10 protein-coding genes and 2 tRNA genes are annotated in these 14,139 nt (G+C 35.2%); 7 read left to right on the forward strand and 5 right to left on the reverse strand.

Going from position 1 to position 14,139, the window contains the following annotated elements:
* Positions 1 to 35 precede the first annotated feature (35 nt).
* On the forward strand, positions 36 to 2,276 hold the full coding sequence (locus tag LHV68_12920) for a DUF2723 domain-containing protein (GenBank protein ID MCB4792766.1): 2,241 nt from the start codon (positions 36 to 38) through the stop codon (positions 2,274 to 2,276).
* Between the two features lie 4 nt (positions 2,277 to 2,280).
* On the opposite strand, the gene LHV68_12925 is transcribed toward LHV68_12920, so the two are convergent.
* Entirely contained in the window at positions 2,281 to 3,747 is a 1,467-nt protein-coding gene (locus LHV68_12925) for a Do family serine endopeptidase (GenBank protein MCB4792767.1), read from the reverse strand.
* A gap of 323 nt (positions 3,748 to 4,070) precedes the next feature.
* Between LHV68_12925 and LHV68_12930 the strand changes: the two genes are divergently transcribed.
* The 3 genes from LHV68_12930 to LHV68_12940 all read left to right on the forward strand — a co-directional run bounded on the left by LHV68_12930 (position 4,071) and on the right by LHV68_12940 (position 5,273).
* Positions 4,071 to 4,144: transfer RNA gene (locus tag LHV68_12930), tRNA-Arg, on the forward strand.
* A 31-nt stretch (positions 4,145 to 4,175) separates the two neighbouring features.
* Complete coding sequence (locus LHV68_12935) at positions 4,176 to 5,171, forward strand: magnesium transporter CorA family protein (GenBank protein ID MCB4792768.1); 996 nt, start codon at positions 4,176 to 4,178, stop codon at positions 5,169 to 5,171.
* A gap of 26 nt (positions 5,172 to 5,197) precedes the next feature.
* A tRNA-His gene (locus tag LHV68_12940) sits at positions 5,198 to 5,273 on the forward strand.
* On the opposite strand, the gene LHV68_12945 is transcribed toward LHV68_12940, so the two are convergent.
* The 4 genes from LHV68_12945 to LHV68_12960 all read right to left on the reverse strand — a co-directional run bounded on the left by LHV68_12945 (position 5,262) and on the right by LHV68_12960 (position 10,127).
* A complete protein-coding gene (locus tag LHV68_12945) occupies positions 5,262 to 6,824 on the reverse strand; it encodes a recombinase family protein (protein MCB4792769.1) in 1,563 nt (520 codons plus the stop codon). The genes LHV68_12940 and LHV68_12945 overlap by 12 nt on opposite strands.
* A 55-nt stretch (positions 6,825 to 6,879) precedes the next feature.
* Positions 6,880 to 7,038, reverse strand: coding sequence for a hypothetical protein (locus tag LHV68_12950; protein ID MCB4792770.1), 159 nt, complete (start codon positions 7,036 to 7,038; stop codon positions 6,880 to 6,882).
* A complete protein-coding gene (locus LHV68_12955) occupies positions 7,038 to 8,966 on the reverse strand; it encodes a site-specific integrase (GenBank protein MCB4792771.1) in 1,929 nt (642 codons plus the stop codon). Before LHV68_12955 ends, LHV68_12950 begins: the two co-directional genes overlap by 1 nt.
* A 144-nt stretch (positions 8,967 to 9,110) precedes the next feature.
* Entirely contained in the window at positions 9,111 to 10,127 is a 1,017-nt protein-coding gene (locus LHV68_12960) for a hypothetical protein (protein ID MCB4792772.1), read from the reverse strand.
* 142 nt (positions 10,128 to 10,269) lie between these two features.
* On the opposite strand from LHV68_12960, the gene LHV68_12965 reads away from it, so the two are divergent.
* The 3 genes from LHV68_12965 (at position 10,270) to LHV68_12975 (ending at position 14,097) form a co-directional block, all read left to right on the forward strand.
* Entirely contained in the window at positions 10,270 to 12,195 is a 1,926-nt protein-coding gene (locus LHV68_12965) for a site-specific integrase (protein ID MCB4792773.1), read from the forward strand.
* Positions 12,196 to 12,560: 365 nt separating this feature from the next.
* Positions 12,561 to 13,271 (forward strand): hypothetical protein, encoded by a 711-nt coding sequence (locus LHV68_12970; GenBank protein MCB4792774.1) that lies wholly within the window; start codon positions 12,561 to 12,563, stop codon positions 13,269 to 13,271.
* Between the two features lie 76 nt (positions 13,272 to 13,347).
* On the forward strand, positions 13,348 to 14,097 hold the full coding sequence (locus tag LHV68_12975; protein MCB4792775.1) for a hypothetical protein: 750 nt from the start codon (positions 13,348 to 13,350) through the stop codon (positions 14,095 to 14,097).
* The last annotated feature ends 42 nt before the right edge of the window (positions 14,098 to 14,139 follow it).

Genomic DNA, 14,139 nt, shown 5'->3' on the forward strand with positions numbered 1-14,139 from the left:
CCAATGATTAAATCAACGTAACCACAAATTAGAAGATGAAAATAACACTTTTCTTATTGGTTGTTGCGATCTATGTTATTTCAAGCCCGCCGGCCCTGATGACAGGCGACGGGGGGGAGTTCATAACAAGCGCGTGCACCTTGGGCATATCCCACCCGCCGGGTTTTCCGCTTTATTGTTTGTTAGGTAAATTGTTCAGCCTTATCCCGGCCTCAAATTCAGCCTGGCGCATCACTTTCAGTTCAGTAATATTTTCCGCACTGAATTCTGTCCTTTTGTTCATCCTGGTATTTAAACTTACGAAGAATACCTGGGTGTCATTTTTTGGCGGGATTATTTATGCGGTAAATGCTACAGTGTGGTCTCAGGCTCTGGTAGCAAAAGTCTACCCGTTAAACGCTTTCATGATAATAGCGTGCCTGATATTCCTGCTAAAATGGCAAAGGGACGGCGATAACAGGTATTTTTACCTGTTCGGGCTCTTGTTCGGCATTTCTCTTGCCAACCACTACCCGTTAATGGCCGTTGCCTCACCTGCCTACCTTGTCTTAATACTGTTAAACTATAGGTCATTGACTTTAAAGGATATGGCCATTTCAACAGGTTTTTTTATATCCGGGCTTTTTATTTATGCTTACCTGCCTATACGCTCAGCCATGAGCCCGCCGAATAACTGGGGAAACCCGCACAATCTAAGTAATTTTTTAAGCCACGTCATAAGAAAACAGTATAAGGTGCTTGAACTGGGCCAGGCTGTCGCTTTTAATGAAAAAGCCAAATTCATCGCGAATTATTTTTATGAGTTATACAGGCAATTCAATTTATTTATTATACCTGCCGTGATCGGACTTTGGGTTTCATTTAAAAATGATAAAAGATCGTTCCTGTCTTTTGTTCTGTTGTTTTTAACTAACAGCATTATGCTTACATACGTTCTGCAGTTTAGTTTTAATCCTGAAAGATTAACGATAGTAAAGGTTTACTACATACCTTCTTATATAGCATTTGTTGTTTTTTTAAGCATCGGTTTAAACTATATTTATGGCTTGTTTTCGAGCAAGCTATCAAGAATACTTATAACAGTACTTGTGCTGTGTGCAGTTATTTACGATTTTTCATTCAGCTGCCAGTACAACCACAACAGGAACAATTTTGTAGCGTATGATTACGGGAAAAACATACTTTCATTTTTGAAAAAGGGTTCTACTCTTTTTATAGCAAAAGCCGGGGACGAGTCCCTGTTTTCAGCCCTTTACATGCAAAAAGTAATGAGAAAAAGGCAGGACTTGAATATCATCGACTGCTGGGGCAATGTCTTTGTGAATGTTTACGGCGATGATTTTCCTTTTATGCCGGACAAGGAAGAATGGCAGGAGCGAAGGAATGCCGTTGAAGGAAACATCATTAAAAATACAGTGGACCCGGTTTACTATCTGACTTTTGAGCCGGACTGTGTCGCTCAATCGTTGAATTTAAAAAGGAACGGCCTTATATATCAAGTCGCTAAGGCCGGCCAAAACAGCAAGAACCCTGCAGAAAATACAGCTATATGGAAGCTCTATAATTATAGAGGAATGCAATACAGGACGTTCGCTGATTATCAGGAAAGAGAAATAGCCGGATTCTACTATTACATGATGGCTGACGACATTCAAACTAAAAGCACGGGCCAGAGCGATATAACTTTAGAAAAAGCTTTCAACGTATCTTCTGATGTCAGCTGGATCAGGAATAATATAGGTTTAGAATATTACAGGAAAGGTTATTATCAAAATGCAATGGAAAAATATACAGCTTTATTAAAAGACTACAGGGATAACAGCATAGGCTGGTTTAACCTGGGTTTGGTGTATAAGAACATGAATCTGCCGGATAAAGCTCTTGAATGTTTTGAAAATAGCGTTAAATATGCCCCGCAGGACCTGGACGGTTATAAAGAGCTGGCTGACGTCTTTTACCTGCTCGGCAAATTAGATAGAGTCGAAAGAATATTCAGCACCGTATTAAAGAACAATGAGAAGTATGCAAATATGTATTATTCTTCGGGTACTGAGCTTTATAAAAAGGGTGAGTTTATAAAAGCTATAGATGAATGGAAAAAAGCGGCCCTTATCAAACCCGATTACGCCATAATACATTATAACCTTGGAGTTGCTTACCTTGACCTGAAAGATTTCGATAAAGCCAGGGCATCCCTTAACAAATTCCTTTCTTTGGAGCCAAACAGTAATTTAAACAAAAACGTAAGAACTGCCCTTAAAAATATCGCCAATTAAGTTTTTACTGGTTCCAGAAGGTTATATAGATCGAAGTCCCGTTCCTAATTATGTCAAAAACCAAACCGTCATTAATATTCAATGTACTTGTAATTTTTCTCAGGTCTTCAACACTTTGTATCGCTTCCCTGTTAATTCCTTTTAACACATCCCCTTCCTTTAAGCCAAAATCATGTTTTTGTTTTTCATAATTTATTTCAGTTATTACAACGCCTTTTTCATCCTGGCTGATATCGTATTTTTTAGACAATTCAGTACCGATATCCTGAAAGGTCATATTTTCCCATACGAAAGCTTCGTTTTTGCCTGCGGGTTCTTCTTTTTCTGTTAATGCCGCATTTTCCGGCATCTCTGTGATTTTAAAATCAAGGGATATTTTCTTTTTATTCCTTAAAAGAACGACATTAACACTCTGTCCGGGTTTGATATTCCTGACGATACTTTGTAACAGCACGACATTTCCGATTTTATACCTGTTAAATTCTAAAATAATATCGCCGCGCTTGATCCCCGCTTTTTCAGCTCCTGCACCGGTGAAAACCTTGTTTACCAAGACCCCTGATTTTTCCGGAAGCCCGAATTGTTTTGCTATGGCATCATCTACATTCTTTATTTCAACCCCGAGCCAGCTTCGTGTAACTCTGCCTTTTTCTATGAGCTGGGTAAGGATCTCTTTTGCTTTGTTTATCGGGACGGCAAACCCCACGCCGGAAAAAACGCCTGTAGGCGCATAGATGGCAACGTTTATGCCGACAAGCTCGCCTCTTAAGTTTACAAGCGGGCCTCCGGAATTCCCGCGGTTGATAGCTGCATCTGTTTGTATAAGGTTTTCATATCTAATCCCTTCAATATCCAAAGATTGTCTTTTTGCGCTTACGATACCTGCGGTTACGGTCTGCTCCAGGCCGAAAGGCGAGCCTATGGCTATTACCCAATTGCCTACAGCGAGCTTATCCGAATCTCCGAGTTTTGCAGAAATGAATTTATGGTTTGATTTTATTTTAATTATTGCCAGATCGGTAAGAGGATCTTTCCCGATAACCTTTGCATCGTAGGTTGTGTCGGTGCAACAAAAATGTACGCTTATATCATCCGCATTAGCGATTACATGATAGTTTGTAAGTATATAACCTTCAGGGTCTATCACTACACCGCTTCCTCCTGCCTCTAACTTTCTTTCAAGATAACGTTTTTTATGCCTAGACCTGCCTTGCTGCCGGTCCTGGAACTGCTCAAAGAAAAACTCAAACGGGTCTCCGAAATAAAATTCATTTTCCGGTATTTTGACTACCTTTTTTGTAGTCACGCTTACCGTAATAGGCTTGTACTCATCTGCTATGGATGAAAAAACATCCTGAAATGCCGTTGCTGTTTCAAAGGATTTCGGGTCTTGGGTGTAGGCTCTGATGGGGGAGCCGTTTAACAAGAAAATGGTACAAATAATAAGCCGAAAAGGTTTTAACAAATACATTTTATTGCCTCCGATAATCTTGTCTTTGGTTATAAAATATATAAAATTTAATCTTTAATTACAACCCCATTTTATCCAGAAACACTATCTTTTAGCTACTTGTGGGAACTAATAAAAATGCCTTATCCTTTGATAAGGGAGTTGCCATGCCCGCAATTTGTAAGCGGGCATCTAGTGGTGTTGCTAAATATTTTCTTCAATCATTAAGGCAGAAAGCGGTAAATTATTGATTAAAATAGGAATATTATATATAATACCACATGCAAGATTAAAATGTTCTTTAATTTTCCAATTTACATTTTGATATTTGCAGTGTTCTTTGTGTCTCCGTAGCTCAACTGGATAGAGCATCTGCCTTCTAAGCAGAGGGTTACGTGTTCGAGTCACGTCGGAGACGCTATGAGAGTGTCAAAAAAAGGAAATGTGTAATGATAAGAGCGGTTTATTTAAAAAACGGCGATTCTTCCTCCGCTACGGATGTCGCAAAGATAAAAGATATTATTGAATCTAAACCAAACCTGATTTGGATAGATATTATCATTGAAAATAACGATTTTAGTTCGGAAGAACTTTCCCTGCTTACGGACGTTTTCAAGTTTCACGAGCTCTCTATTGAAGACTGCCTTATACCTCAATACCATCCAAAAATTGAAGAATTTGAAAACTATGCCTTTGTGGCATTGCATGGAATAAAGACAAGGGTAAAAGATTTTTCTGATTTTGAGGAGACGATATATGAACTTGATATCTTTATAGGGAAAACATATATTGTAACGGTCCATACAAGCGAAGTTCTGCATATAGAAAGCCTCTATCAAAAAGCAAAATTGAAACCGTTGGTTGAGCTAAAAAACCTGGAAAACTTGCTTTACAGCATATTTCAAAAGATAGTGGCAAGTTATGAATTTAACATACAGAAGATAAGCGAAACAGTAGATATGATTGAAGACAAAGTCCTTGAAAATCCTTCCCAAGAGCTTATATCGAATATACTTGATTTAAAGAAAGAACTTTTAAACCTTAGGAAAATAGGCGAAGCTCAAAGGAATGTTTATGGATTCTTTACAAGGGAAATAAATCCTTTTATATCAAAGAAATCAATTGCTTATTTCAGGGAAATATTGTTTCAGTTTGAAAGGCTGAGCCAGACAATTGCGTCATATAACCAAATAATAAGCAGCATTTTGGAAGTTTATGTTTCTTCAGTTACGCTTAAATTGAATGAAGTCATAAAGTTTTTAACTGTCATTGCAACAATATTTTTGCCGGCCTTGCTTATTACGAGTTATTATGGTATGAATGTAGTCCCGTTCCCTGAACATAAATTGTTCGGTGATGATTTAGTATGGTATTTTGCTTTTTCCCTGATACTTGTATCGACATTACTGATTTATATTTATTTAAAAAGAAAAAAATGGCTTTAGTTCCATAATATTTTATACGTTTTAAGGTGGTTGTAGTTCAGCGGTTAGAACGCCTGACTGTGGCTCAGGAGGCCGCGGGTTCAAATCCCGTCAGCCACCCCAAACTTCTTTTTGAACCGAAATAGCACCTGTTTTCAGACGACAATCGAGAGGTTCTAACCTCTCGATTTTTGTTTTTACCCCTAAATTGTTTTTTTGGATCAAAAAAAATGTATTTTTCAATTCTATCGTCAGTAAATTATCCTTTAGGGACAGGTTCGAACCTAAAAAGGACAGTATAAACTTCTTGTCCTCATCAGACCCCTTAATAAAGAGGTTTTTTGCATCTCTTGCGAAGTCAAAAACCTCAATAGCCTTTTCCAGCCAGTTTTTAGCGCCTTTGCCGTTATTTTGAATTAACTCTTCCAGCTTTATCCTTTCATTCGTTAACTCATCTTTTTTCCTTAAAAACTCTTCTTCAGATATTTCCTTGTTTATTCTCATGTTTAGAAGACTGTCCAGTTTAGTACTACAGCTCGTTAAAGCCTTCTTAAAGCCTTCAATTTGCTTTTCAAGCCCTTTGGTATCCTGTTCATAATAAAGTTTCAGTTCTTCTATGGCCCAATCATGGAATTCCTGCGAGATCTGTATGCTTTCAAGGGTCTCAAGGATTTGTTTTTCAAGTTCAGTATCTTTAATAAACCCTTGAGTGCATTCCGGATTTTTCTTTTTAGTGCAATGGTAGTAAGCATAATGATGAATATTCTTGTTTTTTTGGTGTTTTGTATGTCTTTCTGCGGTTATCATACAACCACATTCCCCGCATCTGATTAGCTGGGTAAATGGAAAAAAGTGTTTTCTTATCCTAGGCTTGATTTTTTTATCCATTGCTTCTTGGACTAAGTCAAATTCTTCCTTGGAAATCATTGGTTCATGATTTCCTTTATATAAGTTGCCAGCAAAATAAAAATGTCCATAATAAAATGGATTCCTAAATACCTCATAAATCTTACTGCGATTTGGTGTTTTGCCAGTAAAAAGAGTTAAATTCCATTTATATACAGCAATGTCATATACTTTTTCTATGGTATAACTCTTCTCAAGTATTAAATCCCACATTTTTCTTACAATTTCAAATCTTTCAGGGTCTTTTATTATGGTTCTGTCTCCTTGGGGTTTATATTTGTCGTTCAGGTATCCTATGGGAGCTCTTCCCGGGTGCCATCCTCTGACAGCTTTACTTAACATTCCTCTTTTGGTATTTGCACTTAAATCCCTTATGAACTGGTTTGCCATCCCAAATTCAACAGCCATCATAAGTACATTATCATTAGGGGAATATACCCTATCATAAGCGTGGATGGATTTTATGATATTTTTTTGCAATAGATCAATTATTAGTCCCCCATCAATAAAATTACGGGCTAATCTGTCCAATTTCCAGCAAAGTATGCCATGTGCCTGGTTTTTGGCTAACAAGGACATCATTTGATTAAAAATTGGCCTTCCTGCAGCTTTTGCTGACATTGATTCTGTAAAAGTGTTAACGATTTCCAGCCCATCTTTTTGGGCTATTTTCAGAAGCTCAGAAATTTGAGACTCAATAGAAGCAACCTGTCTGTCTTCGCTCTCAGATGATTTTCTTGCATATAGAAAGTATTTAATGTTTTCCATAAATTTGTTCCTGGTATTGATTTACTAATAGAATAAATCAATAAAACAGTTTCGTCTACTTTGCTTTGCTATAGTACTTTGAAAACAGCAGTTTGTACAGGTTTAAAAGATTTGAGGCTAAAATAAGAGCTTCTTCATCAGATAATTGTGTCTGGTGTTTCTTAAAATATATTTCTTTAAATTTCTTAATTGATTCAGGAGAAATTTTACTCATTATGCTCTTCTCCGTACATTTTTTAACCACTTCTCAAATGAAGTCCGGTCAAGAATAATAAGCCTATTAATTTTTATAGACTTAATTTTGCCAGAAGCAACCATTTTCCTTATGTAATCTTTTTTTCCTTTACTATTGTAACCTGCAGCACTGGCTGCATTTGCTAATTCGACATATTTCATGTTGAAATTATCAACTTCCCATTTGGGTATTAGTAATTCATGAGTATTGTCGTTACACGGATGAAAGTAATTTGCTTTTATAAAATAATCTAGCCGTTGATATGTCTGAGTTTTCGCTAACCCCCAAAGTGCTCCGATGTCTTCACTGGTATAATAATTGTTTATATTGAGTGCATTACTCTGAACTTCTAATCGTTCATTGTCAAATTGTGTTAATAGATCACTTATTTCATAGCTATTTTTAGAACTTAATAGATTTTTAGTGTTTAGCCATTCAATTAGTTGAAAATATTTAAAATTCATATTTTCTTCCATTTGCGCTTTTTCTTTGTGTTCACGGAAAGGTTCGTGACGAATCTCGGCTTTCATTAATCTTTTTCTGTTATCATTAAAATCACCACTATCATAACGTCGCACCATGCCTAAGGTTTTGTGTCTAGTGATAAGCATTATCTCTTCATAGCTCCATCCTAAATTGAGCAAATAAGTAACTAAGCCTCTTCGACAGCAATGAGTCTTGTTTTTTAAATTGCTTAAACCATTCTCAATCATAAACTTAGAAAAATAGTGTCTATAATTTTCACGAATATAGAAAGGATTTCCTGTGCAAGGGTTTAGGAACAATATGTGGGTTTCACGTTGACTTTTGTCTGAATATATTGGCGAGTCAGAAATATTTAAAAATTTAAGAAGATTATCCCGAGATGATAAAAACAGATTAAGATCATCTTTTATTTCTTCATATTTAATCCATATTATATCTACATGTCCTTCTGGTCTTTGTTTAGCGCCATATATATAAATTGGTACGTAGCCATCACGTATTTCCTTAACCCTTATATCTTCAACTGCGAGATTTATCAGTTCTGAAACTCTTAGAGCCGCTAGAAAGGACAATTTTATTGAAAATTTTGGAAGAATATATCTGTATTTGTTGGGTATATTCAGTTGTTTAAAACTATTTATATCAATATATGTAATTCGGTTATAATCTGTTTTAGAAAGATATCCACCAGCTTTGGTTAAATAGCCAGATTGTTGTGTTTTTATCCTCGCCATAGGATTAACATCAATAATTTCAGCCGCATAAGCTCGATTGATAAATATTTTAAGATTCGAAAGAATTGTATTAATATAAGCTTTTTTTAACCTTCTTCCAGTTAGCCATGAGCTTGTGGATTCGTTGTTCATAAATGAAACAAAAGCTCTCATATGTATTGGGGTAATACATTTTAATGAGTATATTGAAGAAGTTGGTTCATTATAGTAAATGAAATTGATAAGTAATTGTAGGTAATATCGTATTTTTTCAATAGACCTTGGTTTCAATCTTCCTTTTGTGTAGCAGCTTGTCCAAGAATCGATTAATTCTGTTATCTCTTTTTCCAGATTAGGATGGAAAGGAACTGTTTTAAGTAAATTATCCAAGCCTACATATTCTTTGTTGGCAAGTGAAATATAACGTAAATCAATATTAAAGTCTGCCCATCTAATAAAACTTCTAAGATACTGTATTGCTTTCTCTAGTTCAACTCCGTGTTTGTCAATAACATTATTCAAAACATCCCTATTTATTTTGTTAAGGTCATACTTAACTTCTTCCATAATTTTGATCATGTTATTAACACGACAGCGTATTATGGAAGGGTTTATATCTACCCAAGTTTTTAATTTGCCGAGCATTGTTCCTCTAATGCCCGGTTTAATATGATTTTCTAAGTATTTTACTAACTGTAAATATCTCATAGGTTACATGACCTTCTAATCATTAGAGATCATGTAAACATTATAAATCAAAAAGGCGGTTAGATAAAACGTGGCAAACTAGGGAAGAAAAAATAGATATACGACGGAATCAATAATTTAGCTAGGTAATATATATGGAAGATGTTATTCTGGCAAGTTTTGGACTGTTTTAACTGCAACTGGATTGTTGTTTAATCTGTAACCGTTTATTCTTGATGCTAAAATTAAGTTTTTGCTAAATTTGCTGAATTTTACATTGTTTAGATCTGATATTGCATTATAAATATTCCCTCGTGTATATCTATCATTGGCGTCCTTTGTTTTGGTTGGTTTAGATGCACAATCTGTTAAGTCTGGAAATGTTTTGCACAAGCCAAGCAAAAATGCTGTTTCCATGTCTTCCAAGTCATTTTCTAACAATTTGTTCCTATCGCTTTCCAGTTTGCTCGCCAGTTTAAAGCAGATATCATGTTCCAATGGTCCAAGTGGTATAGGTGTTAGCTCTATTATTATAAGCTGTTTATTTCTTGGCACGATAATATCCAAATCATTTTCATAAAATTTGCCTATCCTTCGTAGTCTATACGCATAATTATTTAGAAATTTAGAAAGATCTTGGACAGTAAGCTTTGTTTTTGTGCGTGTCTCAAACATTGCTCTGGCGCTATTCACTATATCTAGTAATTCTGCTTTTAAATTGATTCCATTTTGGCCGACTATATTTATTAACTTGTCATTAATAGTTGTTAAGCGTTTCTTGTATTTTAAAACAGGTAATTCTTTAGCTACTTCAGGTGTCGCACCTGGACCTCCCGGGCCAATTTCAAAGCCGTCTAAATATTCAGAGTATAAAAACTTCTCTCCAAAACCTGATATATCTATCTCTCTGTTGATAAACATGCATTTTAGGTAGTATGAATAAACCACAGTCAACCACATGGAGTTATCTAAATCCTCAATTTTGTCAGAATATTTGTGACATAAGTTTAAATACTCTACTGCAATAGTTAATTTGTTCTCAATTAAGTGTTCAATTGCCAATGTTAACAAGCAATTGGCAACATCCTGATTATCTTCAACATTGATATTCAACTCTTTAACTTTTGCAATATCTTCTTCCTGAAATAGCTTGTCATAACCTGAAGGTTGGTTTATTTCCATGTTCAACTCCCTTTTATTTTACGTTTTGTAATATTTTAGCATTTTTAGTAGTAATCGTGTCACATTTTATATTTTAGTTGCTGGAAAGAGATAGGCGATTTAACTTAATTAATAAGGATTATTATATAAAGGAGGTTTTAAAATGGCTATTGTAATAGATGATGCTAGGTTACCGGAGTCAAAAAAGCTAGTTGCAAAAGAAATAATGGCAAAATGGGCGAAAATAAATGATTTAAAACGCGTAGTGCGTTATAAAAAGCAGATTAATAAAATGTTAGAAGAAGTTGATTACGATGTTGCAAAAATAAACAGAGAAATCTTCAGTGCAGTACGCAAAAAAAATAATTGGGTTGAGCGCTATACTTGGCCGATAACTGCATGGAACTCATTCTGTCTTTTTGGAATACAGAACAGACCTGACCTGTTCTCAGAAGAAAATATGATTAAAAGAGTTAAAGCTTTGCCACAAGCCGTCTTGCCTCCAAGTATCTCAGATGAAATATCTAAAATAATAGATTCTCATTTCGTGTTTTCAACAGCGGCAAAGTTAAAAAGCAGATCACAAGAAGTAATAATGGCCAGTTTTAAGGTATTTTACAATTATGTTATTAAAGAAGAACCTGGTAGAACTATATCGAAACTGGCAGATTTTGTTGAAAGAGATGTTTTAAACTTTAGAAATTCTCTGATGCAGACTCAGTTAAGCCCCCTAACTGGTCAAAAAGTTGCATTCAATACTTTAATAGGGCATATATCAAACCTGAAACGTATCTATAAGATAGGTTACGATCAAGGAAAATTATCAGATGATATATTGAAGAATATAAAAGCAAAGTATCATAGGACAAACAAAAGAGAATTTTGCTTGAGTAAAGAGCAAGTTGAAAAACTTAGGGTTATAAATGCGGAAGAACTCAATAATAAATCCTTATTAGAGCAGTTCGAATTGGTCAGGAATGCAACAATGCTTTCTGTACAATATGAGGCAGCCCTAAGAGCAGATGAGGTTGTTAATTTATGCTGGGAAAATCTACCTAAATATGAAAGAACGAGAACCAATATTGGTCCAGTTATTGTGATAGGCGCAAAACAAAGACCTGAAGACTTTGAAGACAGGGTATATATACTGTATGATCGACTTGATATTGATTTGGCAAAATGGAAGACTATTAGCGATGAATTTTGCAAGAAACACAATATGATCCCATCTGAAAAAAGCATTAATGGCAAGACATATCATCCAATATTCTTTTCTGCCAAAGGAAAAACGCTTGGTTCTGAGACATATATATCTTCAATATTTGCAAGTTTATTAAAAAAAGCAGGAATAATCTTGCCATTAGGATACAAGTCGCATATCATCAGGCACTCAAGAATTACTCATTGGATCGATGATGGTTATCCATTTGAAAAAGTCCATGAAAATGCCAGGCATAGTGATTTAAGTATGACGTGGCGGTATTTTCACAGCAATGCTCAGAAACGTATTGAGGCAGTTGAAAAAGTTGAGAAGCTTGATAAAGAAAGCAGAGAGCTGAGGATGTCCGTACTACCTCCCAAAGGAGCTCTTCGTTCTATGATAGAGCAGATATTTGGTTATCTTAAGAATAATAAAGATATTTTGAATACTGAAGAGTTGGATACAATTAATCTTTTGGAAATAGAAAAAAACATAGTTAAAAAATGTAACGATTATGTTGAAAGCAAGTTTTATTACACTTTCAGAGATGTTGTTGACAAATGGGGTCTTGGGAGAACACAAACATATGAGAGGATAAATATACTTGCTAAAGAAGGATTAATCAAACCAATTCTTGATAAAAGTGGAACACAAAGGTATTCAAAAGAAGAAATCGATTATTTAACTACATTAGTCGATTCAAGGAAAGCATCTATTGCTTTTGGCTATAAAGAAAAAACGCCTACAACTATTCCCGGCCTGGCAAACAAAGGTATAATCAGGTCAACAAAAATAGGGAAGCTACATCACTTCGAACCAGGGGAATTAGTGGAGCATTTTTTTGACAAAAATGCTCCACATCCATCCTCAAAACCCATCTGCCATTAATACAGCAATCAAGTCCGGTTTATACAGTAAAACCAGGTATTTCTTTGGGGTGCTCACTATAGGAAACTGTTTTTGCTATCAAGGTTATTTTTATAAACCTTGATAGCAAGAATTTAACAGATTTAGCATATTTGTCGTCGACCGCCAATGTGTTTCCATTTATGCTGGTCAGATTGTAGTTCGGTTTGTACAGATAAAATCACTTAAAAACGCAGTATACCCTTCAAACTAAAATCTTCATAATATTATCCAATCCATCCAATAAGTTATTATCAATATCACATATTAAAATATCAAGGACATAATCAGCCTCAGTGCTACCTTTAGGTAGCACTGAGGCTTTTTTTTGTTCAAAGGAGCTTTCTATGATGTCAAAAATCAACAAACACACTGCGCAGTATTTTACCAAAATTTACAGTTACCGCAAGCTTTCAGAAAAAGAAATACATGAATTGTATAAAAAGAAGTCTAAAAATGAAGTTGTAAAGGAAATAACAGAAAGGAACCTTCAATTGGCGATATATTTGGTACGGGCTTGGCAGAACAATGCACAAAAGTATGGTATTGATTATATGGACCTTGTATCTGCGGCTACTATAGCTTTACTAAAAGCAACTAGGAATTATAATCCAAAGCTTGGCGGCTATTATAAGTATGTATCTTCTTATGTAGGCAGCTATCTGGAAGCAGAAATATATAAGCATCTGAATTACTCCAGGTTGTATGGTAAAGAAAGAATAAAAAATGGTTTTGATGTCAACCCTTCTGACTCTCTAGATAAAATCATTTCAGATAATGGAGAAGATGAACCGCTTATGCTTAAGGATTTGATTGAATCTCCTGCCGATAAAACGGAGTTTATAAAAATCGAGGTTGGCAACATGTTATTACAGCTTGAGAAATCAAAAAACACTGTTCATCCACTTGCATCAATTATCCTTCAATTAAGGTATGGAATAGGTAAACATCGCAATAACCCTCTTCCGTTATCGTCAGTGGCTAAAATACTAAGGCTTAGCAAAGAAGGAGTTAGGAAAATTGAAATAAAGGCCCTTTTATATTTGCGAAAACTTTAGTTGCCGATATTCATGAATTGATTTATTTTCTTAGTAGACAGGACAAACCTGTCAAATAAATATTTTAGGAGGCTGTATGGATACAAAAGATGTAATTTTCAAGGAGTATATCAAAGATGTATTCCCGTATTTTGACGGTAATGGGACAGTGGTTCACACAATATCTGCATTATGTAAAAATCCAAAGACTGCTGAAATAGAGCATTTTTTCGGTAAAGACGAATGTCTTAATGAATTTGTAGATTTAGGGAGTTTAGCAATCGCTCACAAATTACTAAAGGAAACGCCCAGACGTACAAAAAATGCAGAATATATATTTACTGTATTTTCAAAAGACTCGCCAAATAAGGAAATAGTTTTAAAAGAACTAAAAAGCAGCAAAAAGGAAAAGAGATTTAAGGTTTTCTGGCAAAAATCATTTGGGTTAAGAAAAAATGCCTTCTATTCGTGGGGTTGGCTTAACAATGTGATGTTCAGTACATTCCCAAGCTCTGAAGGACAGCATAGTATTGTAAAGATAACTTATCCGACAAAGAAGCTTATTTATCGGATCCATTTTCCTGATATGTATCCTATTCAAGGAAAACCTTTTATTGTGATGTCAGGACTAAACGGCAAAGGAGTTGAAATAATGAAATCAACCGAAACGAAACCGTTTAAGGAAAGTTTACCATTTGATCTGGAAAAAATCAGGAATAATCCAGTAGAGAGAAGTTTTAAGGCAGTAATCAATAATCCTATTCAAGGAAATACCTATAAAATAGTTTGGAAAATAGGGTTTGAGGATACATCAAAGTATCTTGCATGGCTTGAGTCAAGAATGTAAAGTGTAAAAAAAACGAGCACTTGCTCGAAGGAGGTGATACCT

This window comes from Candidatus Liberimonas magnetica (assembly GCA_020523885.1).
GTDB lineage: Bacteria > Elusimicrobiota > Endomicrobiia > Endomicrobiales > JAFGIL01 > Liberimonas > Liberimonas magnetica.